Annotated in this window: 15 protein-coding genes, 2 pseudogenes and 1 other annotated feature; of the genes and pseudogenes, 9 read left to right on the forward strand and 8 right to left on the reverse strand. The window is 69.5% G+C overall.

Annotated elements, in window-relative coordinates; all coding sequences use genetic code 11:
- Positions 1–3: 3 nt before the first annotated feature.
- A complete protein-coding gene (locus HOO61_RS00985) occupies positions 4–3,393 on the forward strand; it encodes a BTAD domain-containing putative transcriptional regulator (RefSeq protein ID WP_172256112.1) in 3,390 nt (1,129 codons plus the stop codon).
- Positions 3,394–3,494: 101 nt separating this feature from the next.
- Positions 3,495–5,603, forward strand: a complete 2,109-nt coding sequence (locus HOO61_RS00990) for an MMPL family transporter (protein WP_172256114.1) — start codon at positions 3,495–3,497, stop codon at positions 5,601–5,603.
- A gap of 87 nt (positions 5,604–5,690) precedes the next feature.
- Here the strand turns inward: HOO61_RS00990 and HOO61_RS00995 are convergent, their stop codons facing one another.
- Together HOO61_RS00995 and HOO61_RS23885 are read right to left on the reverse strand one after the other, a co-directional pair.
- Entirely contained in the window at positions 5,691–6,368 is a 678-nt protein-coding gene (locus HOO61_RS00995) for a response regulator transcription factor (protein WP_172256116.1), read from the reverse strand.
- Entirely contained in the window at positions 6,365–7,456 is a 1,092-nt protein-coding gene (locus HOO61_RS23885) for a histidine kinase (RefSeq protein ID WP_172256118.1), read from the reverse strand. Before HOO61_RS23885 ends, HOO61_RS00995 begins: the two co-directional genes overlap by 4 nt.
- A gap of 154 nt (positions 7,457–7,610) precedes the next feature.
- Here HOO61_RS23885 and HOO61_RS01005 point away from each other — a divergent pair, with 154 nt between their 5' ends.
- The 3 genes from HOO61_RS01005 to HOO61_RS01015 all read left to right on the forward strand — a co-directional run bounded on the left by HOO61_RS01005 (position 7,611) and on the right by HOO61_RS01015 (position 11,889).
- On the forward strand, positions 7,611–8,321 hold the full coding sequence (locus HOO61_RS01005) for a hypothetical protein (RefSeq protein ID WP_172256121.1): 711 nt from the start codon (positions 7,611–7,613) through the stop codon (positions 8,319–8,321).
- A 100-nt stretch (positions 8,322–8,421) separates the two neighbouring features.
- Positions 8,422–9,075, forward strand: coding sequence for an endonuclease/exonuclease/phosphatase family protein (locus HOO61_RS01010; protein ID WP_172256123.1), 654 nt, complete (start codon positions 8,422–8,424; stop codon positions 9,073–9,075).
- A 3-nt stretch (positions 9,076–9,078) separates the two neighbouring features.
- The gene (locus tag HOO61_RS01015; RefSeq protein WP_172256125.1) at positions 9,079–11,889 is read left to right on the forward strand and encodes a DEAD/DEAH box helicase family protein; all 2,811 of its coding nucleotides are present in this window, start codon (positions 9,079–9,081) and stop codon (positions 11,887–11,889) included.
- An 82-nt stretch (positions 11,890–11,971) separates the two neighbouring features.
- On the opposite strand, the gene HOO61_RS01020 is transcribed toward HOO61_RS01015, so the two are convergent.
- On the reverse strand, positions 11,972–12,982 hold the full coding sequence (locus HOO61_RS01020; RefSeq protein WP_367649969.1) for a DUF2804 domain-containing protein: 1,011 nt from the start codon (positions 12,980–12,982) through the stop codon (positions 11,972–11,974).
- Between the two features lie 124 nt (positions 12,983–13,106).
- Here HOO61_RS01020 and HOO61_RS01025 point away from each other — a divergent pair, with 124 nt between their 5' ends.
- Entirely contained in the window at positions 13,107–14,531 is a 1,425-nt protein-coding gene (locus HOO61_RS01025) for a serine hydrolase (protein WP_172256127.1), read from the forward strand.
- Positions 14,532–14,646: 115 nt separating this feature from the next.
- Positions 14,647–14,877, forward strand: coding sequence for a DUF2237 family protein (locus tag HOO61_RS01030; protein ID WP_367649970.1), 231 nt, complete (start codon positions 14,647–14,649; stop codon positions 14,875–14,877).
- A gap of 10 nt (positions 14,878–14,887) precedes the next feature.
- Here the strand turns inward: HOO61_RS01030 and HOO61_RS01035 are convergent, their stop codons facing one another.
- The 3 genes and pseudogenes from HOO61_RS01035 to HOO61_RS01045 form a co-directional block, all read right to left on the reverse strand.
- On the reverse strand, positions 14,888–16,114 hold the full coding sequence (locus HOO61_RS01035; RefSeq protein ID WP_216658503.1) for a hypothetical protein: 1,227 nt from the start codon (positions 16,112–16,114) through the stop codon (positions 14,888–14,890).
- Positions 16,115–16,293: 179 nt separating this feature from the next.
- A pseudogene (locus tag HOO61_RS01040) lies at positions 16,294–17,568 on the reverse strand (IS3 family transposase).
- Positions 17,135–17,290, reverse strand: a sequence feature (AL1L pseudoknot). Its footprint overlaps the pseudogene before it by 156 nt.
- 130 nt (positions 17,569–17,698) lie before the next feature.
- Positions 17,699–18,100, reverse strand: coding sequence for a very short patch repair endonuclease (locus HOO61_RS01045; RefSeq protein WP_172258080.1), 402 nt, complete (start codon positions 18,098–18,100; stop codon positions 17,699–17,701).
- Positions 18,101–19,664: 1,564 nt separating this feature from the next.
- Here HOO61_RS01045 and HOO61_RS01050 point away from each other — a divergent pair.
- On the forward strand, positions 19,665–21,344 hold the full coding sequence (locus HOO61_RS01050; RefSeq protein WP_172256131.1) for an AAA family ATPase: 1,680 nt from the start codon (positions 19,665–19,667) through the stop codon (positions 21,342–21,344).
- A 312-nt stretch (positions 21,345–21,656) separates the two neighbouring features.
- On the forward strand, positions 21,657–22,616 hold the full coding sequence (locus HOO61_RS23890) for a hypothetical protein (RefSeq protein ID WP_367649971.1): 960 nt from the start codon (positions 21,657–21,659) through the stop codon (positions 22,614–22,616).
- Between the two features lie 30 nt (positions 22,617–22,646).
- Here the strand turns inward: HOO61_RS23890 and HOO61_RS24720 are convergent.
- A pseudogene (locus tag HOO61_RS24720) lies at positions 22,647–23,585 on the reverse strand (DNA cytosine methyltransferase); the annotation flags it as partial.
- Positions 23,582–24,745, reverse strand: coding sequence for a DNA cytosine methyltransferase (locus tag HOO61_RS01060; RefSeq protein ID WP_172256135.1), 1,164 nt, complete (start codon positions 24,743–24,745; stop codon positions 23,582–23,584). The gene HOO61_RS01060 and the pseudogene HOO61_RS24720, both read right to left, overlap by 4 nt.
- Positions 24,746–24,811: the final 66 nt, after the last annotated feature.

A 24,811-nucleotide genomic window follows, 5' to 3' on the forward strand; every position in this document is an offset into this window, starting at 1 on the left:
CGCGTGTGGGTCCGGGTGCTCGGAACGAGCCAGGTGGCGCTGGGCGACGACCCGGCCGCCACCGTGGACGTCGGTGCTCGCAAGCCGCGCTCGGTCCTGGCCGCGCTGGCCCTCCGGCTCGGCAGCGACGTCCCGCCCGACGCGCTCGTGCGGCTGGTCTGGGGCGAGGGTGCTCCTCGCGGCGCCCACGGGACGCTCCACTCCTACCTCTCCGGCGTACGACGTGTCCTCGAGCCCGGCCTGGGCCCGCGCGAGAAGCCCCGCGTCCTGCTGACCGGCGACCACGGCTACCGGCTGGCGTTGGAACGCGAGCACGTCGACGCGCACCGGTTCGCCGACGAGGTCCGCACCCTCCACCGGCAGCTGGCACCGCTGGCCGACCAGCTCACCACCGGGCCGAGGGCTGACTGGCCCGACCGAGGGGAGATCTCGCAGCTGGTCGACCGGGTCGAGGAGCTGCTCGGCCTGTGGACGGGCGATGCCTACGCCGACCTCCCCGACGAGCCGGAGGTCGTCCTCGAGCGCACGTCGCTCGACCAGCTCCGCGTCGACGCCGAGGAGGCCCGCGTCCTCGGCCTGCTGGCCCTCGGCGACCATGCGGTGGTCGTGGCCGCCACCGAGGAGGCGACGGCGAGGTATCCGCTCCGCGAGCGCGTCTGGGCGCTGCACGCGCTCGCCCTGACCAGGTCCGGTCGGCAGGCCGACGCGCTGGCCGCGCTGCGCCACATCAGATCCGTCCTCGCCGACGAGCTCGGCCTCGATCCCGGCCAGGAGCTGCGCGACCTCGAACATGCGGTGCTCGTCCAGGATCCCGCCCTGCACCAGTGGTTGCGTGCTCCGGTTGCTGCGCCCGCTTCGGCGGCTGCAACCGCTTCGTCGACCGGTACGACGGCCGAGTGGCCGACGGTCGGCCGGCAGGCGGAGGAGGCCGCGCTGATGGCCGTGCTGGCTCGCGCCGAGGCGGGCACGCCGGCGACCGGCCTCCTCGTCGGCGAGCCCGGCATCGGCAAGTCCCGGCTGGTCTCCCGGACCATGGCCGCGGCGCGGGAGCGGGGCTTCCGGGTGGCGACGGGACGGTGCTCCCAGGACGACGGCGCCCCTAGCCTGTGGCCCTGGAGCCAGGCCCTGCACGAGCTCGCCGACGGCGAGCTCGGCAGCAACGTGGAGCAGGTGCTGGCCGGCGCACCGTCGAGCACGGGCGAGGGCGCCGAACGGGAGGCGTTCCGCGCCCGGGAGACCCTCGCGCACGAGGTCACCTCCCGGTCCTCGTCCCAGCCGGTCCTGCTCGTGCTCGACGACCTCCACTGGGCCGACACCGCGTCGCTCAAGGTGCTGCGGCACCTCGTCACGAGCGCCGCACCCGGGCACCGCCTGGCAATCGTCGTCACCCGGCGCCGGCTGCCCGAGCCGACAGGCGACCTGGCCCAGCTGGGCGAGGAGCTGGCGCGGCACCACGTGACCCGCCTCGACCTCGCCGGACTGACACTGGAGGAGGCCCAGAGCCTGGTGGACGCCGTGGCGGGCACCGTCGTGCCAGCCGACGTGGTCGCGGACTGGCACCGGCGTTCGGGCGGCAACCCCTACTTCCTGATCGAGCTCGCCCGGCTCGACGCCCGGGACAGCACCACCCTGCCCGCGACCGTCCGCGACGTCATCGTGCGCCGCCTGCAGGTGCTGCCCGAGCCGACGCGCGAGCTGCTCCTGCTCGCCGCCGTCCTGGGTCGGCGCTTCTCGCTCGACCTGCTGGCCGCAGTGGCCGGCGAGCCGGCGGAGGACGTCGACGACGCCCTGACCCCGGCGCGTGAGGCCGGGCTCGTCGTCGACCCCGGTGCGGGGACCGTGGCCTTCACGCACGCCCTGACCCGCGACGCCGTCGTGACGACCACGAGCCCGTCACGGCTCGCCCGGCTCCACGCCCAGGTGGCCCACACCCTCGCCGACGACGCCGTCGCCGGGATGGTCGGTCGCGAGGAGCGGGTCGCCGAGCTCGCCCGGCACTGGCTCGCCGCCGGGCCCACCCACGTCAGCCGCGCCTGGCGCGCTGCGGCCGACGCGGCCGCGCAGGCCCGGCGTACCTTCTCGTGGGTCGAGGCCGAGCAGCTCGTCGCGGCCGCGATCGACGCGCACCGCCGCGACCCCCTCGGCACGACCGCCGAGCGGATCGACCTGCTGCTCGACCGGGCACGCGACTGCCGGCCCAACGCGGAGTGGGACCAGGTGCTGCCGTGCGCAGCGGAGGCGATCACGCTGGCCAGGCGCGAGGAGGACCTCGACCGGCTCGCGGCGGCCGCAGCGGCCGCCACCGACGGCTCGGTCTGGATGCCCCAGCAGTGGAACGAGGTGCCGGAGGACACCATCGAGGACCTGCGCTGGGCGCTCGGCGAGCTGCCTCGCGGGGACTCCACGGAGCGCTGTCGGGTCATGCTCTCGCTGGCGGTGCTGCTCTACTACGACCCGTCGGCCGAGGCCGAGGTGAGGGCGCTCGCCGACGAGGGCGTCGCGATGGCCCGCCGGATCAGCGATCCCGCCCTGGTGGCCTGGTCGGCGCTGACCGCCTGGAAGGCGCTCTGGACCCCGGCCCACGCAGACCTCCGGCTCACGCTCGCCCACGAGGGCCTCCAGGCCACCCGGGAGGCAGCGGACCCGGACGCCGAGGTCGTCGCGTCGATCCTGCTGACCGGCAGCCTGCTCGAGCTGGGCGACCGGACTGCGTACCTCGACGCTGCCGCGGCCACCGCCCGTCTCGCGTCCCGCCGCCGCAACTCCTACGCACAGGTGGCGCTGGCGTGGATCGACCTCAGCCTCGCCTCGCTCCGGCGCGACGACGCCGCGGTGGAGCGGATCGCGGCCGAGCTGCACGCTCTGCGGCCGCGGCTCAACCCCGGCAACGAGGCACTCCACCTGATGGGCATCCACCTGATGTCGCACATGTGGGACGAGCGGATCGGCGAGCTGATCGAGCCGATCACACACGCCATCGCGATCGCGGACAACGACATGGCCGCGGACGTGCTGGTGCTCGCGACTGCTCGCGCGGGCGACCCTGAGCGGTTGCGCGCCCAGCTGGTCGCCCCGGTGACGCACCCGGTGGACAACTGGGGCAGCGTGACCACCTGGTGCAGCCTGGCGGAGGCCGCCGCGGTCGCGGGCGACGTACGCCTGGCCGAGCAGCTGGTCGCCCGCCTGGCCCCGCTCCACGGGCGGATGGCCATCAGCGGCATCTCGACCGTGATGGGTCCGGTCGACGGCTACCTGGCCCTGGCCCTGGCCACGACCGGCCGTCCGCGCGAGGCCGCCGACGCGGCCGGCCGCGCGACGATCCAGTGCGACGAGTGGGGCTTCACGGCGTACGCCGACTGGCTCGCCGCGCACCGCGTGCGACTCGACTTCTGAGGCGGCACCTGGGCCGCGACCCAAGCGGCGCCCAAGTGCGACTGAAGGTGCCGGCCGCAGGGTCATCGGGTCAGACCGACCCGCACCCGCAGGAGATCACCATGTCGTCGTACCTCTATCGTCTCGGCCGCTCGTCCGCCGCCCATCCGTGGCGGGTGGTCAGCGCCTGGGTCCTGCTCATCGCCACCGCCGCGGCACTCGCCTCGTCGTTCGGCGCCCCGATGAGGGATGACTGGGACGTGCCGGGCGCCCGCGCCCAGCAGGGCATCGACCTGATGCGCGAGCACGGGGTCGGTGGCTTCGCCAGCGCCCGCGTCGTCGTCCATGACCGCGACGGTGACGCACTTCCGTCGGCCGAGGTCGACGCGCTGACCGAGCGGCTGCGCGGCCTCCAGCACGTCGCCGAGGTCGGGCCGGCCCGGCTCAGCGGCGACGGCGACACCGCCGTCCTCACCGTGCAGTACGCCGAGCCCATCACGCACCCCGACCTGATGGGCAACATCGAGCCGTTGCAGGGCGCGATCGCCGAGACGATCGACGCCGGCCTGCAGGTGGAGCTGGGCGGCGACGTCCCCGACACCGCAGGCGAGCCCATCGGGGGCACGGGCGAGCTGGCCGGGGTCGGCATCGCCCTGCTGATCCTGGTGGTCGCCCTCGGCTCCGCCGTCGGCGCCGGGCTCCCGATCGGCGTGGCCGTCGCCGGGCTCGCCGTGGGCAGCTCGGGCATCGCCCTGCTCGCCGCCACCATGTCGGTCAGCACCTCCGCGCCGATGGTCGCGTCGATGGTGGGGCTGGGCGTGGGGATCGACTACGCGCTGCTCCTGGTCACCCGGCACGTGGAGAACCTCCGCCTCGGCCACGACGCGATCGAGGCCGCCGGTCGAGCGGTCGCGACGTCCGGCCGGTCGGTGGTGTTCGCCGCGGTGACCGTGCTGGTCTCGCTCATGGGCCTGCGCCTCGCCGGACTGTCGACGTACGACTCCTTCGGCCTGGCCACCGCCATCGCCGTCGTGTGCGTCGCCGCGGCCGCACTCACCCTCGTGCCGGCGCTGTGCCGGCTGGGTGGCCGCAGGCTGCTCCCCCGGGCCGTACGCCGCAACCGTCCGCTCCGGACCCGCGAGCCCCTCACCGCCGGCTGGGCCGCCCGCGTCGGCCGCAGGCCGCTGGCCTGGGCGCTGGTCAGCCTAGGCGTCCTGCTGGTGCTCGCCGCGCCCGTGCTCGACCTGCGCACCTGGCCGGGCGACGCGAGCAACCAGCCGGCCGGGAACACCACCCGGCAGGCGTACGACCTGGTCGCCGCCGAGTTCGGCCCCGGCGCGAACGGTCCGCTCACCGTGGTGGTGCCCACCGGGGCGGGCGATGTCGCGCAGTCCGTGGCCGTCCTGGACGCCGACGACCGCATCGCTTCTGTCGAGCCGGCCGTCACCACGCCGGACGGCGCGCTGTCGATCATCACGGCCGAGCCCACCTTCGGGCCGACCGACGAGCGCACGCCGGACCTGATCGACGACCTGCGCGCCGCGCTGCCCGCCGAGGTCGAGGTGACCGGGTGGACGCCGTACTTCAACGACATCTCGAACATGCTGCAGGAGCGCCTGTGGCTGGTGATCGCGTTCGTGGTCGGCGTCTCGGTGCTGCTGCTGGCGCTGATGTTCAGGTCGGTGCTGGTGCCGCTCAAGGCCGCGGCGATGAACCTGCTGTCCATCGGCGCCGCCTACGGCGTGCTGGTCGCGGTCTTCCAGTGGGGCTGGGGCGCCGAGCTCATCGGGGTCGACCAGTCGATGCCCATCTCGAGCTGGATGCCGATCCTGCAGTTCGCGATCCTGTTCGGTCTGTCGATGGACTACGAGGTCTTCCTGCTCTCCCGGATCCGGGAGGACTACCTCCGCACCGGCGACCCGCGCGGCAGCGTCGTGCGCGGCCTGTCGTCGACCGGCCGGGTGATCACCTCCGCGGCAGCGATCATGGTGGTCGTGTTCCTCGGCTTCGCCACCGAGGGCGACGTGGTCGTCAAGCAGCTCGGCCTCGGCATGGCCGTCGCCATCGTCCTCGACGCCACCCTCGTCCGGATGGTGCTCGTGCCGGCCACGATGTCGCTCCTCGGCCACTGGAACTGGTGGCTGCCGGCGTGGCTCGACCGGCTGTTGCCGACGGTGCGGGTCGAGGTGGAGGAGGAGCCTGTCCCCGAGCGCGAGCTGGTCGGGGTGTAGGGGGTCAGCTGTGCCGGGCCGGCGTTCCCTGCGGGGAGCGCCGGCCCGGCCGTTCTGCGGGCCGGTCGTGGCCGAGCAGGGTTGCCGTCAGCCCGGGGTGGCCGGCAGGACGCCCTCTCCCCGGCGCACCACGCCGGTCTCGTACCCCAGGACCACGACCTGCACCCGCGTGGTGAGGTGCAGCTTGGCCAGGATCCGGTTCACGTGGGTCTTCACGGTGGCCTCGGAGATGACCAGCTGCGCCTGGATGTCGGCGTTGGCGAGGCCGCGAGCCATCAGGACGAACACCTCACGCTCTCGCTCGGTGAGCACGTCGAGCGCGGCGTCGACCCCCGGCGGCTGACGGACGTGGTCCTCGATCAGACGGCGGGTCAGGGCCGGCGCCAGCAGCGCCTCCCCGGCGACGACCGTCTCGATGCCCGCGACCAGCCGCTCGGGAGGCGTCGCCTTGAGGAGGAAGCCCGCGGCGCCCGCCCGGAGCGCGCCGTAGACGTAGGTGTCGATGTCGTACGTCGTCAGGACCAGCACCCGGGTCGGCCCGCCGGCGGCGACGATCTCCCGGGTGGCCGCGATGCCGTCGAGGACGGGCATGCGGACGTCCATCAGCACCACGTCGGGTGCGTGCGCCGCGACCGACCCGACGGCCGCCCGACCGTCGCCGACCGCGTCGACGACGTCGATCCCGCGTGCCTCGAGCACCAGCTGCAGGCCGCTGCGGACGAGGTCCTGGTCGTCGGCGATCACGACCCGGACCGGGGCGCTCACGTCGCGCCCATCGGCAGGCTCGCGTCCACCTCGAACCGGCCGCCGTCGGTGACCCCGTGGTCCAGCTGGCCGCCGAGCACGTGGACGCGCTCGGCGATGCCCAGCAGCCCGAGCCCGCTGCCCTGGCCGGTGCGCCTGCCGACCTGGTTGGCGGCACGGATCCGCAGCGTGTCGGAGTCCCAGCTGATCGTGACCTCCGCGTGGCTGTCGGCGCCGTAGCGCAGCGCGTTGGTCAGCGCCTCCTGCACGATCCGGTACGCCGACACGTCGACGCCGGCGGGCAGCTCGGGCACCGGGTCGGCAAGCCGGAGGTCCACGGCGAGACCGTCGACGCGGAACCTCTCGACCAGCTCGGGCAGCTGGGCCAGCCCCGGTGCCGGCTCCAGACCGAGCTCGTCCGCGTTGTCGCGGACCAGGTGCAGGAGCCGCCCCGTCTCGGCGAGTGCCTGCCGCCCGGTGGCCGCGACGTTGTCGAGGGCCTCAGCGGCCTTGGCCGGGTCGGTGTGGAGGAGCTCCTGGGCGACGGCGGTCTGCACCACCATCGCGCTGACCGAGTGCGCGATCACGTCGTGCAGGTCGCGCGCGATCCGCTGCCGCTCGTCGCGTACTGCCTGCTCCCGGACGAGGCTCTGCTGGCGCTCGAGCTCGGCCGTCTGCTCGGCGAGGCGCCGCGTCACGCGCCCCAGGACGTACGGCGGCACCAGCAGCGAGGTCACGAAGAAGACGTCGGTGACGTCGTTGTCCCGCTCGTCGGTGAAGAGGTAGTCGGAGGCGAGGAGCACCATGAGCGCGCCGAGCACGAGCAGGCCGCCGTAGCTGGGCACCCACCGCGCGAGCGAGTAGGCCACGACGGCCATGACCATGATCGGCGCCGCCAGGTCGTCCAGCTCCGGCCCGAACCAAGGCGTGAAGAGGGTCAGGGCGCCGGCCACCAGTGTGCTGAGCCTGGGCCACCGGCGGCGCGGCACGAGGGCCAGGCACGACAGCAACGACAGCACGATCGCGGCCGCGGCGCCGTCCGGCGCGACGAGGACGATCTCCAGGAGCGACATCGCGGCGACGACCGCCGGGACACCCCAGTCAGTCACCGTCGACGAAGCTCGCCCGATCACACGTCGAGGCTACGCGGCTCGCCGGCCCCGCTCCGTCAAACCAGGGGTTGACCGGGGTTCGGTCCCTGCGCCGATGCGCCGCGCGCGCTGACCAGCCGATGGTGGAGATCCCTTGAGCGAAGGAGAAGCCATGTCGTCCCTCACCATGCTGGACCGGCCCGAGGACCAGCGCCGGATCGGCCGACTCGCCTGGGTGATGGCGTGGGTCGGCCTGGTCGTCGGGCAGCTCCACGCCCTCGCTCGGGTCGCCACCAAGGACGGCGCGTCCGACCCGGACGAGGGGCTCATGCACCTCTGGGTCGAGCCGGCGTCGACGGCGCTCGCGCCGCTGCTCGACTGGTCCTCGCCCACCGTGGTCTACCTGACCTACGGCAAGATCTGGGGCCCCGTCGTCGGGGCCGCGACCCTGGCCGCGTTCGTCGTCCACCGCCGGCGGTCCGTCGCCGGGTTCCGCGGGGCCGAGCGCTGGGCGTGGCGCATCGCGCTCACCGCGCTCTCGCTGGCGACCCTCGGCTGCTTCGCCGAGTACTGGACGCAGTGGGGCACCGGCAACGAGCGCCTCCTCGAAGCGGTGTTCATCGTCCTGATCCCGGTCCTGCTGCTCACCATGGTCGGCTCGACCTTCCTGGGCATCGTGCTGGTCCGTCGCGGCCTCGGCCTGCCCGCGTGGCTGCTCGCGCTCACCTTCCCGGGGCTGTTCGTGATCTCGGAGGTCACGTCGCTCGGCAGCGTGTTCCTGCCGGTCGCGTTCGCGTTCGGGATCCTCGGCCGCCGGATCGCTCGCGAGCCGTACCCCGCGACCGCCGTCTCGCCGTCCCGGACGGCGCCGGTCGTCCACTGACCAGCACGGCCGCGGATCCGCGGCGGGGGTGGGTACGCCAGACGCCCGCCGGAGGTGGGGTCCTCCGGCGGGCGCCCTCTCCGTCCGACAGGATGCGGGCGTGCGCATCGGGACGTGGAACCTCGCCGGCCGGTGGTCGGACGATCATCGTCGGCTCCTGCTCGAGGCCGATTGCGACGTCTGGCTGCTGACGGAGGTCAACGAGCGGACGAGCTTTCCCGGCTTCGCCGTGCACCTGTCGGCCGCGCCGATGGCGCCCCGGCGTCGCTGGGCCGCGGTCGCGAGCCGGCTGCCGATGGCCTCGAGCCCCGACCCGCACCCAGCCAGCGCGGCCGCACAGGTCGGCGCGACGACGTACGTCAGTTCGGTGCTGCCGTGGCGCAATGCCCGATCGGGGCCGGTGTGGGTCGGCGAGCGTCACGCCGACAAGACGCAGACCGCGGTGGACGACCTGCTCCTGCGGCTGCGTGCCGCCCCGTCCCTGGTATGGGGCGGCGACTGGAACCACGCCCTGACCGGCAAGGAGTACGCCGGCTCGAAGGCCGGCCGAGCCTCGATCACAGCTGCTCTCGACGAGCTCGGTCTGGTCGTGCCGACTTCCGACCTGCCGCACGCGATCGAGGGGCTGCTCAGCATCGACCACGTCGCCGTACCTGCGGGGTCGGACGCAGTCGCGCGGCGGGTCGTGGCGGAGTGCGACGGCAAGCGCCTCTCTGACCACGACGCGTACGTCGTCGACACGCTGGAGGCGTAGACCGTGCCCGACCCGGACACGTCCGCCGTACCGTCGCTGCGCATCCACCAGCGTGAAGCGCTCGAGGCGCTCGCCCGCGCGTGGGACGACGCGGACCATCCGCGCGCCTGGGTCGTGCTGCCCCCCGGGGCGGGCAAGACCCGCGTCGGGCTCGAGGCCGTCGCGGGCGAGCTCCGGGCACACCCCGACACCCGCGCCGTTGTGCTCGCCCCCAACACCGCCATCCAGTCCCAGTGGATCGCCGAGGCCCGGACGTTGGGGCTCGACGCGAGCGACGACAAGTCCCTCACCAGCCCACTGACCTGCCTGACCTACCAGTCCCTGGCCGTCTTCGACTCAGAAGCAGCGGACGACGACGACTCCACGACGACGGTCGTCGACCGGCTCCACCCCAACGGCGTCGCCCTCTTCGAGCGGATCCGCGCGCAGCCGCGGCTGGTGCTCGTCCTCGACGAGTGCCACCACCTGCTCGAGGTGTGGGGGCGGCTGCTCGCCGAGCTGCTCGACGCCGTCGGCCGCGCCCACGTCCTGGCGCTCACCGCGACACCGCCCGAGAGCCTCGCCGGCGAGCAGCGCGCCCTCGTCGACCAGCTCTTCGGGAGCATCCGATACCGCGTCTCGGTGCCGGCGGTGGTGAAGGAGGGCCACCTCGCGCCGTTCGACGAGCTCGTCTGGCTGACCACCCCCACGCCCACCGAGGAGGACTGGCTCACCAGCGAGGCGCTGCGCTTCACCGAGCTCACCACCCTGCTCACCACCCCGGGCTTCGGGTCGGTCGGGTTCTTCGAGTGGCTCACCACCCGGTTCGTCGAAGCCGTCCCCGCCACGACCACCTGGGCGGCGCTCGCCGAGCGCGAGCCCGACCTGTGCGACGCCGCGCTGCGCATGCATCACGCGGGCCTGCTCGCCGTGCCCGCCGGCGCCCGGCTGCGCGAGGAGCACCGGCACGCCCCGTCGGCCGAGGACTGGGTCCGGCTCCTCGGCGACTGGCTGCTCCACCACGTCGCCGAGTCCGACGACCCGGCCGACGCCGAGGTGCTCGCGGTGGTGAGAGCCGCGCTGCCGTCGGTGGGCTACCAGTGGACGCGTCGCGGCGTACGTCGCGGGCGCTCCCCCGTCGACCGCGTGCTGGCAAGGTCGTACGCCAAGCCCGGGGCGGCCGCGCAGATCATCGCGGCCGAGCACGCCGCGATCGGCGAGCGGGCCCGGGTGCTGGTGCTGTGCGACCACGAGCGCGCGGCCGCGACCGTGCCGGTCACCCTGGACGGGGTGCTCGACGCCGAGGCCGGATCGGCGATCGCGGCGCTCGAGGCCCTGCTGGCGGACCCGAGCACCGCCCTCCTCCACCCGATGCTGGTCACCGGGTCCGTCGTCGCCGCGTCCGAGTCGACGCTGCGCAATCTCGTCGCGTTCGTCGCCGGCCGCGACCCCGACCTGGCATCGCGGCTCCGCGTCGAGACCGGCGCGGGCGCTGTCGCGACGTGCACGTCCGGATGGTCCGCGCGCACCTGGGTCACCCATGTCACCGCGTTCTTCGAGTCCGGCCGTACCCAGGTCCTCGTCGGCACCCGCGGCCTCCTCGGCGAGGGGTGGAACGCCCGCGGCGTCTCCACCCTCATCGACCTGACCACCGCGACCACACTCACGGCCGTCGTCCAGACGAGGGGCCGGGCGCTGCGTACCGACCCGACCTGGCCGGACAAGGTCGCCACCAACTGGACCGTCGTGTGCGTGTCGGAGGCGCACCCCAAGGGCGACAACGACTGGTCCCGGCTGGTGCGCAAGCACCAGGGGTTCCACGGCGTCGACGCCGACGGCGACATCGTCGACGGGGTCGCTCACATCGACGCGTCCTTCTCCCCGTACTCGCCTCCGCCGGTCGACTCGTTCGACGCCCTCAACGCCCGGATGCTCGTCGCCGCCGCCGACCGCGAGGCCATCCGCGACGCGTGGGAGGTGGGCGAGCCCTACCAGGACGTCACGCTCGCGTCGTTGCGCGTACGCCGCCCCACCTCGTACGTCGCAAAGGTCGACGAGGTCGTCACGCTCACGCCCGTCCCGCCGGCGTGGCGACTGACGCCGGACGGCATGACGACCCACATCCCGGTGCCGGACACCAGCTGGCGTACGTCGCTCGCGCTGGCTGCGGGCACCGCCGGCGCCAGTGGAGTGGCTGCGGTCGCGAGCCCGTGGGCGCTGGTCGCGGCTGGCTCGGTGGGTGTGCTGGTCACTCTCGGCCACGTCGTTGGCACGAGCCGCGAGCAGTCCGAGGTGCTGACGAAGTGGGTGCGCGCACAGGTGGCCCTGACGTCGGCCGTGCCGCCGCTGGAGGCGGTCGCGGCGGCCGTCGCGGACGGTCTCGCTGCGGCCGGGCTGACGAGCGTCGGCGCGTCGGCGCTCGCGGTCGACGTCCACCCGGGTGGGGAGTATCGCTTCCGCCTCGCCGGCACCGAGGACGACGCCGAGGTGTTCGCCACCGCGTTCGACGAGGCGATCGGCCCGGTCGGCGTCCCGCGCTACCTCGTCTCGCGCTACACCGACGCGCAGCCACCGGACGGGCCGATCCGTTCGCGCCGGGGCGCGCGCAAGGCCCTGCAGGCCGCACGCCCGACCGGCGAGGCGTGGCACCCCGTCCCGACCGTGCTCGGCCGCAATGCCGCGAACGCCGGCCACTACCTCGACGCTTGGCGCAGGTGGGTCGGCGAGGGCCGGTTGCTGGCCGCTGCGAAGCCGGAGGGCGCCGGTATCGCGGCCGCGGTCTCGGGCGAGGATCCGTTCGCAGCCACCACGGTCGTGCGGCGCCACTGGTCCTGACCGCAACGCGAGTGCCGACCTCGGCGGCCACGTGGGACTGGTGCGAGCTGGTCGAGCCGCACCGTGCGCAGACGGTGCGCTGTCACCACCGGTTGCGCACGTCCTCGGCCCAGCCGACCACCTCGGCGACCCGCACCCAGGCGCCGCTGTCGTCCCGCACGCGACCGGACCAGTGGCCGAAGCATTGGTGGGTGCGCGAGGCGAAGATCTTGAGATCGATGACCGAGCGCTTGAGGTGGAAGGGCGTGAAGGTGAGGTCGACGGTCTCCCCCGTCACCCGCCACGGCGCGAGCCAGTCGTCGGTGTCGTAGCGCCAGTCGAGCTCCTCGCTGATCTTCGTCAGGTGCCCGTCGACCAGCAGCGAGTTCTCGCACGATCCGGTGCCGTCGGTCCACTTCCCGCCGACCTGGATCCCGATGACGCGCCCGTCGGTTCGCCCCGAACCGGCGCCCCAGTTCCAGTGCATCGCGTACGGCCAGCGTCCGCGGCCGTGGTCGAGCGTCGCCCAGGACTCCCCCGCCGGTACGTCGTACGCCTCGCCGTCGACCCACAGGGTGCCGACCGCGGGCCGGGCGACGTCCTTGACGGTGTACTGGAAGAGCCGGTCGGTCCACGGGACGACCACGCCGAGGGACTCATGACCGGGCGGCCGCTCCGCGGTGACGTCGACGCGCACCCGCGGCCCCTCGGCGCGGAGCCGGGTGCCGCCGTCGACCTCGTCGAGATCGATGCGGACGTTCTTCGTCCGCGCGCGGGCGGGCCCCGCGCCGAGGGTGCCGGGCAGCGTGGCGCTGCGGCCGAGCACGCCGATCGCGTCCTGCGCGACCTCCTCGCCGGTGCGGCGGTCGAGCACCCAGATGCTGTGGACCGCGGCGTAGTCGATGTCGGACAGCACGAGCGCGATGACGTGGGTGGGCGTGGTGACGCCCCAGTACTCCCAGCGCTTGTTGCGCCCGCGGCCCCTGAGCCCGCGACCGATGCCGTCCGTGGTGATCAGCGGGCTGCGGGTCCAGCCCACGGCATCCGGGTTGAGCCGGCCGTCCGGCAGGGTCAGGGAGACGGGGACGGTGATCTCGCGCTCGGTCAGGGCCACGGCCGGACCCTACTTTTTCCGGGGCGGCCGGGACACGGAACGCCCGCGGGAGGTGGGTCCCCCGGCAACGTCTGTCCGGCATTGGTCGACGCATCCCGTCAGGTTGCGGACCTAGGCTGGCAGCATGCGTCCCCTCCCTCGAGCCACGCCCATGAGCCCGGGAGTCGACCCGGCCGGAGTCCTGGCGTTCGTCGACGCGGTCGACGCGGATCCGAGCGTCGAGCTCCACGGGCTGATGGTGCTCCGGCACGGGCACGTCGTCGCCGAGGGCTGGTGGGCCCCGCACACGGCGGAGCGGACGCGGCTGGTCTACTCGCTCAGCAAGAGCTTCACCTCGACTGCTCTGGCGTTCGCGGTGGACGAGGGTCTGGTCGACCTCGACGACACGGTGCTGCAGCACTTCCCGGAGTACGCCGACGAGGTGACCGATCCGCGCAGCCGGTCGCTCACCCTGCGGCACCTCATCTCGATGGCCAGCGGTCACGACCGGGAGATGTGGCCGGAGGCCGTGGCGCGGGACCGCGAGGACCCGGTTCGCGGGTTCCTGCTGATCCCGCCGGAGGTGACCCCGGGCAGCGTCTTCGCCTACAGCCAACCCTGCACCTACACCGTCGCCGCCGTGATCCAGCGACGCGCGGGGCAGCGGCTGAGCGAGTACCTCGGTCCGCGGCTCCTCGAGCCGCTCGGGATCGACCCGGTCGCCTGGTTCTCCATGTCGCCGGGACGCGAACAGGGCTTCAGCGGACTCTTCGCCCGCGCCGAGGACGTGGCGAAGCTCGGCCAGCTCTACCTCCAGGGCGGCCGCTGGGACGAGCAGCAGTTGATCCCCGAGTCGTACGTCGCCCAGGCGACGTCCCGGGCGGTGGCCACGGCGGATGAGGATCCGGACAAGGTCGACTGGAGCCAGGGCTACGGCTACGGCTTCTGGATGTCGCGGCACGGCTACCGCGGCGACGGCGCCTTCGGCCAGTTCTGCCTGGTGCTGCCGGAGCAGGACGCCGTGGTCGCCATCACCGGTGGCACCGAGGCGATGCAGACGGTCCTGGACCACGTCTGGGAGCACCTGCTCCCCAGCCTCGGTGGCGACACCGAGATGGTCGAGGACGCACACCCTCGCCTGGTGGAGCGGCTCCGCACGCTCGGTCTGCCGCCCTGCCCGGGTACGCCGTCGCCGCCGCGACGGGAGGACTGGAGCGGTACGACGTTCTCGGTCGACTCCTCCGCGTCCGCGCTGTCGTCCGTCGCCGTGGAGACAGCGAACGGCAGCGTCGGCATCACGCTCCATGAGCCGGACAACGCCCTGACCTTCACAGCGGGCGCCGGCGAGTGGCTCGTCTCCGAGCCGAGCGACGCCTCAGGGGACGACGTACCCGTGGCGGCCTCGGCCGGCTGGATCGACGACGACACCCTCCGGATCGAGGCGATCTTCCTCGAGACACCTCATCGCCTGGACGTCGAGTGCTCCCTCTCGACCGGGACCGCACGAGCCGCGTGGCGCGGTACGCCGCTGGACGGCGGCAGGCTGAAGAGGCTGCACCGCCCGCGGTAGAGGCCGCTCAGGCCCCGTGACCGGCTTCCACCGCGCGGCACGTGCACCGTCGACCCACACGACGTCGGCATCCACGCCGTCTGCGCGGTCATGCGGAGGAGTTCCTCGCCTGCCCGTGCTCGGTCGGCAACGACCTCTGACACCACGGCTCCAAGGGGACTTGCCCGGGGTCGTGCCCGGCGACGGCTGGTGCGTCGTCGCGGTCCGCTGGCTGCAGGCGTACAACCTCGGCGTGAGCCTGTCGTGCTTCGCCGCCACCTCCGAGCGCGCGCTCGACGTCGTGCCGCTCCACCCGGTCCACGCCCAGTCCGTCGACGTACCTACGGATCCGCGCGACTTGCGATAGGCGGACCCGGTCAAAGCTCCTCTGGCGTGCCCTCGTCCGCATCCCGACGGCGAAGGGCCCGGCTGGGAATTCGCCCGGCAAGCTTCCCAGTCGCGGACGACGCCCGCTCGGCCGTCCCGGCGCCCAGTCGCTTGCCAGCAGCGACTGTGTCACCGCCAAGGGCTCGCGCACGGTCCCGGACGTCGGCCGCGGCCGCGCCCCACCGCCTCTGCTCGACGGTCTGCTGATCCAGTCCGATCCCGAGAGTCTGGTGAAGCTCGCCCACCGCGGCGGCGACCTGCGTGCTCGCTGCCACGACCGCCGGGGACTGGATGGGGTTGAACAGGACCTTGGAGTTCGCGGTCCCCGCAGCGTCCTGGATACGGGTGAGCAGCCGCTGCGTGCTGGTGGCGATGGTCGCGAGCCGATCCCTACGGGCCGCCTTCAAGCCGAGCCGATGCCCCTCGAGATCCCCGGGCGCCGTCTCCATGACGCGGTCGAGCTCGAGGACGGCGATCCCCTCCTGGAGCTGGAAGCAGCGGGCCAGAACCGTGAGCCACTCGCGCGTCTTGGCCTCCGCCTCCTGCGCGGTCTTCATGAGCTCGGCGACGGTTGACTTCCGCTCCAGCCTCTCCGCCAGCGCGTCGAGCTGGAGCAGCGCGTACGCCTGGGTGTCCGCGATCGTCCCTGCTGCGTCCTGGACCTTCGACCACGTGACCTCGTTGACGCGACCCACGTGCTCGCGGATCGTCATCGCCTCGTCGATCTGTAGCCCGACGCCGATCATCCGCGCGACGACGGAGTCCTTCTGCGCCCGCAGCACGTCGTCGAGCTTCGCGTCGATCACCGCGAGATAGTCCGTGATCTCGTCCATGGCCTGCTGCATCGCCATCTGCGCCATCAGCGCGGGGGCGTTTGCGAGCAACGCGGGGTTGGTCGGAAGCGACCCGGGGCCCTTCTCGAGCTGGATCCACGACTTGCTGGCACCGGGCTTGCCGATCATGGCGTGGCTGATACCGGGCGTCTTCGTGGGCATCAGACCGCCAAGCTCGTCGATCTTCCTCGCGGACTCCTCGGTCAGCCTCACCCATCGGGCGGAGTCCGCCGGTCCCGCTGCAGCCACCTTCGTGCCGACGGCCTGCGCGCCAGTCGCAGCCCTGCTCAGCACCTTACTGAGGCGCGGACCGAGGTCCCTCGACGGCAGGCCGTGAGTCTGGACGAACCGCTCGAGGGCCGACGCACTGCCGATGACGGCCAAGCCGTCGCCGTCACTGATCAGCTCGATCTCGTTGTCCACGTCGGCTCCTGAGTGCGTCTTGAGCCAGCGGCTCCCTGTATGAACGGCTGCCTACTCGACCTGCCGGCTCGGTGACCCTACGTGGAGCGATGGCCGGCCTTGGGGGAATGGGCCCACACGCGCTCCGTCGCGTGCCGGGCTCAGTGGAGACTCTGAACTAGCGCGCCGACGGTAGTCGGGGCGGGGTTGTGCCGGCAGTAGTTGTCCTCGAGCTCGACGGGCGGGATGAGTCCGATCTCGCCGTGCAGGCGTCGGTGGTTGATCCAGTCGATTTACTTGGCGACCGCGATCTCGAGATCGTCGATGCTCTTTCAGGGGCACTTGTTGCGCACCCGCTCGGCCTTGAACAGCGAGTTGAACGCCTCAGCCAGAGCGTAGTCATACGAATCTCCGGTCGACCCGACCGACGCGACGGCGCCGGCCTCGGCGAGTCGCTGGGTGTAGCGCACGGCGAGGTACTGCACGCCCCTGTCCGAGTATGCGATGACGCCGGTGCTGTCGTGGCCGGCGTGGGCGCGGGTCCACAGCCCCATCTCGAGAGAATACGGGTCCAGGTCGGTGCGCAAGCTCCTCGACAGCTGCCAACCCACGACGCGGCGGGAGTAGACGTCGATGACGAACGCGGCATAGACCCAGCCGGCGAAGGTCCAGCAGTAGGTGATGTCCGCGACCCAGACCCGATTCGGTGCCGGAGCGGCGAAGTTGCGGTCCAGGTGATCGGCCGGGTGTCCTCGCCGGTGCCAGGAACCGTGGTCCGTGGTCCCTTCGGGCGACTGATCCCGCGCAGCCCGGCGGCGCGCATCAACCGGTGCACGGTGCACCGCGCGATCCGATGTCCACGCCGGTTCAGCTCGGCGTGCACCTTGCGCACCCCGTACACGCCGTATTTGTCCTCGTGGACCTTCCGGATCGCCTCTCGGTGACCCTTGTCGGCGACCGCTCGCGCCGAAGGGGCCTGGTCTTGGCGGCGTAGTAGCTGCTCGGGACGATCGGCGCCTTAGCCGTGCGTAGGACGGTGCAGATCGGCTCGACCCCGAACTCCTCGCGATGCTGGGCGATGTACTCGACCACCACCGCGGTGTTGACCCGGGTGGTCACTTCAGCTTGCGGTCGAGCTCCACCGCGGCGAAAAACGCTGACGCCGTCTTAAGGATCTCGTTCGCTCGCCACAGCTCCTTGACCTCGCGCTCGAGCTCGGCGATCCGCCTCGCCTCATCAGTCGTGACGCCGGGGCGGTGGCCCTCGTCGATCTCGACCTGCGAGACCCAGTTGCGCGACGTCTCGGGGTTGATCCCGAGCTGCTCACAGACACGACGCAGCCCGCCGGTCCTGGTCGCCCGGTCACCGCGCAGATCGACCGCCTTCCGGATCGCCCGCTCCCGAAGCTCCTCGGGATACTTCCTCGGTGCTGCCATGACTCTCATTCTTCCGTGGAATGAGAGCCTCCATCAGACCCCGGCACGCGGCACCCCAAGCTGTGGCCCGGCTCGCTCCTCCCCAGCTGGTTGAGCAACACCGTCGGGTCGATGAGGCGCTGTTCGCAGGTCATGGAGGCGCATGGCCTTCCTGCGGTCGCTGCGCAGCTAGCACCACAGCCAGGATCTTTCCGGCCGCGACAACCGGATCCTCGTGCTCCCAAATCCGCACAACCGTCCACCCCCCCGCCTGCAAACGCGCAACTGTGTCTGCGTCCCTTGCGACGTTGCCTTGGATTCTTGGATGCCAGTACGCGGAGTTCGTCCGAGGGATGCTGCCATGCGCGGGGCATCCATGCCAGAAGCATCCGTCGATAAAGACCGCGACTCGAGCTCGTGAGAAGACAAGGTCTGCCCGCCGATTTAGCGTGGGAATCGGACGAGTGTCGACTCGGTACCTAAGGCCGGCACGGTGGACAAGGCGTCTAACGGCGAGCTCGGGGGTCGTGTCTCGCCGGCGGTTGCCTTGCATGCTGCGCCGCACGCCCGGCGTGGACGCCCATGAACCAGCCTCATCCACGCTTCCAGCGTCGCATACCCATGAAACGCTGGACTCATGTAAGGAGCTCCAGCTGTTGATCACGTCGCGGGTCCCGGGATTTGCGGGTGTCCCGGCTGTTCCGGTGCGTGGCGTCGAGAAGGACTCTGGGGTGTCGGCCTGCGGGTCGGCGGCCTCATTCGACTGATGTCATCGCTGGTCTAGCCACGGATGCCGCAGAGAAGTGAGATGGGCCGGCCCAGCGAGGCCGAGTCCGGTTTCAGCACATGAGTGGGAGCCGTCGTCAGATTTGCTCGCCTTGCTCTTGGGACCGTAGCCGTGGGTGCGCCCCCGGTGGGCCTGTCGAGTCGACACACAGCGACACGACAGGAGATCTGATGGGCTGCAGACGACCTAGTCGGCATCGACTTGGGCATCGCCTGCGACCACACCGTGCGGTGCTGGCCGAGGATGGCCGCGAGGTCTGTCGACGCCGATGCCACCCGAGTGTGGGGGGCGTGACTCTGATAGAGCACGCAGCACTGGACGGGGCCGGCCCGCGCGATGATGTCTGCCCGCTGCGGAGCGCCGGACAACGTCGAGCCGACGGCGCAGCGTGACCAACATACGCCTGCAGCGTCCCGGGCGTAGGCGGGCGGGAGCTCCCCGCAGACGCACTCTCGACGAGGTGATCCGCCGTCACGACCCGGTCTTGCTGGATCACCAGGGCCGCCCGTACGGCGCGCTGTGCCGCCCGACGACGTCCACGACCGCGCCGTCCCGCCGGGCTGTGAACTCGTTGAGCACGTGCAGGTTGAACTCCAGCTGTCCGTCCACCCCACTCCTCGCGTAGACCTTCGTCGAGGAGAGTGGCGCTGGCACGCCCCCGCGCCCCAATTCAAGGCACCCGTTTCCCGACGGGACGCCGCGCCAGTGCGACGCCCTGAGCTCCACTCTGGGTGGCGAATCGGGCGGCCCGACTCTAGCGACCGCCTACCCAGTCGGCCTCACGGAACCCGGCTCGAGATGCGAAGGCGGCCAGGCGGCAATCGCTCGCATGTGCTGCGCGCGTCAGACGACCGGGCTCCCTTTGTCTCCGGCGCCAGACCAACAGAGGACTCGGCAAAGCCGATACCGCACACCTGACCTCGCGAGACCAACTACTGCGGGGTCGTCACGCCTTGCGCCGCCGGCGCAGTTCGCGATCGTAAGCAGCGTTCGCCGCTCGACACTTAGCGCACCGACACCCAGTGACGTACCGATACCTCGTGCCGTGACGCCCAACGCCACCAACCGCCCGAGTGCCGGCCAGCCATTGACGACGGTAGGCGCGAGCCGCATGGGCACAGTCTCCGCAGCGACAGCCCGCGCACCATTCGGCCCAGGTCCCATGGTCTGCCACGCCCCGATTATGAACCCCGCTGCGCTGTACGTGGAAGGCGGACCCTCGCCAGGCGCCGAGCTCAGATACGAGGGAGCACGCTCTGGGCCGTTCCGGAGCCTAAGAGGCTTACCGCCCGTTAGGGTCTGAGATCGCACGAGGCGAGCAAGGAGAGCCATGACCAGCACCCAGTGGAGTACGGCGTCGCACGACGTCATCCCCCCTTTGGAGTTCGATCTGCTGCTCACCGAGGTACCCACATACCTTCACGGACTATTGAGAAGCGAGCACGAGGAATTCCGCGAGCCCTATGCGGCCGTCAGACAGAACATTCAAACTGTCATTAATGAGAATTCCGTTCGATCCCGAGCAGCGGCGCAGCCGCCCAGGTCTGACGTAGCCCCCAGTCGACTTCGAACGTGGAAGAAGGTCTTCGAAGAGTTCGGACTCCTCTATGTATCGGATGATCAGAGACTGAGGACTACTGCGCTCGGAAGCCGCGTGCGAGACCTTCATTCTGACCTTGCCGATAAGGTTGCAGGAGCAAACGCGCATATCGCATCTCTGGGCCTGGCCGTTCTAGGTCGGCACACGCTGAGAAGTCCGCTCACAACTGCCTCCTACCCTCCCGAGACGGATTTGCACCCATATCGGGCGATCTGGGCGACCGTTCGGGCCCTCGACGATCGGGTGCACTGGGAGGAGTTGAATCGCGTCCTGATGCACCTCACGCAAGACGCGGACCTAAGAGCCGCGATTGATCACATTCGCGCCACCAGACCAGCAAGCGGCAGCTACACGGAAGCCGCACTTGGGCGCCTGGGCACGCCGGCGGTTGACGACGGAGCCGAAACGCGGAGGCGTATCACTCCGTGGCTCATCAAGGCCGGTCTGGGCGGGACAATCCTCGCCGAGGCCGCCGATGGCTTCTACACCCTCCGGCCTGAGTATCGAACCCTCATCGATGCGCTACTGAGCGAACCAGCCCCCACACCAACACCGCAACAACTCCTGTCGAGGGAGGCGTATCTCGCATACTTGATCGCGGGATTAGCCGCCTCTGATGCTCCGGAAACACTGGAAGACGAACCGGTACTCGATCGGCTCGAAGCGATCTGCCAGCGCTATGGAAGCCGGAAGATCATCGCGCTTTCCGGAATTCCCGGGACTGGAAAGACGCGACTTGCACGCATGCTCGCCTCCCGCATAACGCAGAACGACACATACAGGATTCAAGAAATTCAGTTCCACGAGCGGACAGGTTACGAACAATTCGTTGAAGGCTTCGTCCCGAGGACTGATGGCACCGGATTTGAACTGAAGCCAATGACACTGCGAGAGATTAACGACCGCGCGCGCCAGGATCCCGGAGGGCGCCCGTATGTTCTTCTAATTGAGGAATTGACTCGGGCGGACGTGCACGCCGCTTTAGGAGAGTTGCTTACATATATCGAGCATCGCGATCGGTCTTTTCGGCTACCGCTTTCCCAATTGGACATGAAGTTGGCACCGAACCTCGTTGTGATCGCCACCATGAATCCGCGGGATAAATCCGCACTCCGCCTAGACCAAGCCATCCTACGGCGACTGCACCAGATTTCGGTTGCCCCGAGCCCCGCCATACTCCAGCCCATTGCCGCACGCAATCTCACTGCGGAAGTCGCTGTAAAGCTGTTGGCCTGGTACGCGAATTATGCCGCGGTCCTTCCGTTCGGGCATGGGGAGTTCACGCAGGCGACGAGCGAAGAGGAACTGGGGGAACTTTGGCACGGGACACTAGTGCACACTCTCACCGATGTGAGCGGTCAGATCCGCGGTGAGTTTGTTGACGCGGCCAGCACTTACCCGTGGGCCTGACAGATGCCAGATCTTGACTTTCTGCAGCGCGGTGAACCCACCATCATGCCGCGATCAGAATTCGATAATGTATGGGAGAGGTCGCTAGCGCCCCTGGAAGTCGCGCGCATCTTAAAAATTCGACGCCGGGTGGATCGCGTTCTGCTTTTTCCGAACCAGTTCGCGGGTGTAGCCAGAACAGAGACTGGAACGGTCCGCGTGGCGCCGAGACACCCACAATTGTTTCGTGAGTTGACCCGATCTTTCCACAGGCAGGCGCGGCAAGTTGGGGGCGTTCAGACGGGGGGCTCTGAACGGATATCAAACGATGGCGTGGCGACCTACTTGACCGCTCTGATGGCGGTGCTGGCGGAAGGCGTTCCATTCGAATACGAATCGAAACGAGACAACTCAAGCGCTCCTCGTGGGAGTTTCGACATGTCTGGAACAATTCGCGAGTTCGCTGCTCGGGGCATAGCGCATAGGGCCGTTTCGCACGTTTCAATTCGTCACACGGATCAGGATATCGTTTCACTTTGCCAGAGGGTCAGCGAGATGGTCCGCGACCTCACCCTGGCCTCGGAACAAGAATCGGCCACAATGGCACAACTCTTGGACGGAATCCGGACATCAGATCGCGTTCAGGAAACCGATGAGGATTCGCGGACACTGGCGTTGCGGATCAGCTCGCGCTACCCAGAACGCCCTGATGTGCTCCACCTGGTGGCCACCTGCGAAGCGCTCCTCAATGAAGAGCACACTGGGACGATGGCCCGTGTGACCGCGAGCTCCGGATCGTATCGTTTCGCAGACGCCGACGCGCTCTGGGAACGCGCCGTCCACGCAGCTTTCCAGACCGCACTCGCAGGAAGAGCAGGATTTGAGGTCGCACTACATCCTCTTCGGGGAAGTAGCACCCCCCTTTTTTCTGATGGCGGACCAGACATCGATCCTGACGTGATTGTTTTTCGGGATGGTCATCCGTGGATGGTGGTCGACGCCAAGGACTACTTGGCCGCAAGCCCAGACCCTTCAGGCGTATACCAAGTTTACGCGTATGCAAAACACCTACAAATTGAGCACGCCGCGCTGGCCTACCTTGCGGCAGATCGGCCGTGGCAAAGCAAGTTCGGCGACAACGGGGTTGCGATTCACTCGCTCGCGGTTTCACCCAAAGGCCCGGGGCCGACATTGCCCAGATTGGAATCCTCCGCTCGTCGAGTTTTGAATGAGATCCTCGACACAGACTCCCAATTGGGCGGCAATGCCTCGTCCGATCGCACGCGCGAGTAACGGCGGGACGGCATTTCCAATCTGCCTAGCGACGTCCTTCTTTGGGCCAACAAACTTGTATGAGTCGGGGAAGGATTGTAGGCGCGCTCCTTCACGATTCGTGATGTTACGATTCTCACTCGGGTGAGCGAAGCGCCCGCGCGTGAAGTTATCGAACATGGCCGTGATAGTTCCAGACGGCTCGTCCCAGCTCAGTCGCCCGAAGACATCCAAGTGTCTATGACTGCTGTCCCGATGGCACGCCATTTGCAGTTCAACGGGTATGTCCAGTCTCCCACCACCAGGCGGCACGAATGAAATGCGCCTCACATTGAGTTCGCTCATCCTGGCTTGGGCATGGTTGGGAATCGCCGGGTGTTCGGAGAAGTCGGAGGGAGGCGATGGGAGATCCCCGATCGCATCGCGAACCGTCCGCACTGATTCAGCCTCGCCCAACGAATCGAAGTCGAATGGCTTGGCCTGTTGCGGATTCCACGCAACAATGATGGCGCGGCGCCGCCTTTGTGGGAGGCCGAAGCGGGACGCATCCAGAACACGGTGGTCGACTACGTAACCCCTTGCGCCCAATAGCGCGAACACATCAGACATATGGCGCTTCCCGCGCTCACCTAGAACGCCCGGAACGTTCTCCATAACTATGATGCTCGGCCCGACCTCCAGCGCGAACGCAAAGAAGTCGAGAACAAGGTCATTCCGAGCATCGTTGCGTTCACCGCGCCTCTGAGTAGAGAAACCTTGACATGGTGGGCCGCCAACGATCACGTCGGGCATGCCGTATTCGCGTACTACATCGGCAGGCTCGAATGCTGCTAGCGGAGCATTCACCACGGTCCCGCCCAAGTTCTCACTCAAGGTTCGACACGCTAGGGGATCGGTATCGAAGGCGAGGAGTGATTCGAACCCAAGCTGGTGGAGGCCCAGGCTTAGCCCACCCGCACCTGCAAAGGCATCAATGTATTTGATGCTCACTGCGCCGAGCTCATCTGTCGGGCACGTTTAAGGCCCGCGATAGACGATGAGAATGACTTGACCAGCGGGAGTTGCGGGTCTTGGTGCTGAGCAGACCTAGCCTCGTCCTCGTGATCCGCGCTCCACTCGATCGCGAGATGCTCAGCGACCGCCCGCGCGAAGATCGGGGACACTGCGTTGCCGATTTGCTTGAACTTGTCGTCAAACGGCCCCTCGAACTGGGTGTCCTCCGGGAAACCCTGCAATAGCGCGGCTTCTCGAACCGAAAGGCCGCGATCTTGCGCCGGATGGGCGAAACGGCCGCACGATGGGGTACGGCACCGTGCTGTGATGGCAACCGCTGGACGATCCCACCAGAGACGGCCGTACACGTCCCTAAAACCATCCACTCCCTCCCAACACTTGGGACCTACGCCCGGGGGAAGAGATCGTCTACTCCCTCCGTCGTGAGGGATCAGACTGATCAGGTCCACCGTCGACTGACGGTGGCGAGATGTAACGTGCATCGGATCCTCAACGTCTGCCTCGCCGGCGCTCAGCGCGGGCAGATGCGCAATCGCGTCGCGTACCGTCCGAAACTGGTTGGCACCCATCAAGGGCTTCGGCATTGAGAAGTGTCGCCATTTGGCGGCGATCACAAGGGCGCGGAACCGCTCCTGCGGAACTCCGAACTCAGCGAGATTGTGAATCGCAACCTTCACAGTGTAGCCAGCCGCCTCAATAAGGGATCGCCACTGTAGAAAGTGCCGCCAGTGCTGCGCGGAGAGCATCTCGGGAACATTCTCCATCACAATGACTTCTGGATCGAGTTGTATCGCGACCTGAGCGAAAGCCTCTAGGAGATCGTTACGCGAGTCCGCTCGTGAATCCTTCTTGCGGTGCGAAGAGAAGCCCTGGCATGGAGCGCATCCGATCAGCACCAATGGGCCGTCGCCTGCCCACGACTTCGACACGCGTGCCAGCGTGTCTGGATCGGCGAGGTCTCGAACGTCGCCTAGGTGCAGAGGCACCCCGAGATTTCTTTCGAATGTCGCCGCCGCGTGTCTATCTAGCTCGACTCCCCCGACGACCTCAAATTCAACGCCTTCCTTGTTCGCCATGGCGAACCCCAAGGAGGTTCCGCCGCAGCCGGCGAAGAACTCCACGACGCGTGCCTTCACAATTGCTCCTAGTTTCTAGCGTGCCTCGCACGCTAGTCGTCGGGTACGACAGTCCCGAATCATCCG

Origin of the sequence: Nocardioides sp. zg-1230 (genome assembly GCF_013155335.1) — a bacterium.
Taxonomy (GTDB): domain Bacteria; phylum Actinomycetota; class Actinomycetes; order Propionibacteriales; family Nocardioidaceae; genus Nocardioides.

Bases quoted from the DNA above. Each gene is read 5' to 3' on its own strand.
- HOO61_RS00990 (WP_172256114.1), top strand. From the start codon at position 3,495: ATGTCGTCGTACCTCTATCGTCTCGGCCGCTCGTCCGCCGCCCATCCG.
- HOO61_RS01005 (WP_172256121.1), top strand. From the start codon at position 7,611: ATGTCGTCCCTCACCATGCTGGACCGGCCCGAGGACCAGCGCCGGATC.
- HOO61_RS01025 (WP_172256127.1), top strand. From the start codon at position 13,107: ATGCGTCCCCTCCCTCGAGCCACGCCCATGAGCCCGGGAGTCGACCCG.
- HOO61_RS01045 (WP_172258080.1), bottom strand. From the start codon at position 18,100: ATGCAAGGCAACCGCCGGCGAGACACGACCCCCGAGCTCGCCGTTAGA.
- HOO61_RS01050 (WP_172256131.1), top strand. From the start codon at position 19,665: ATGACCAGCACCCAGTGGAGTACGGCGTCGCACGACGTCATCCCCCCT.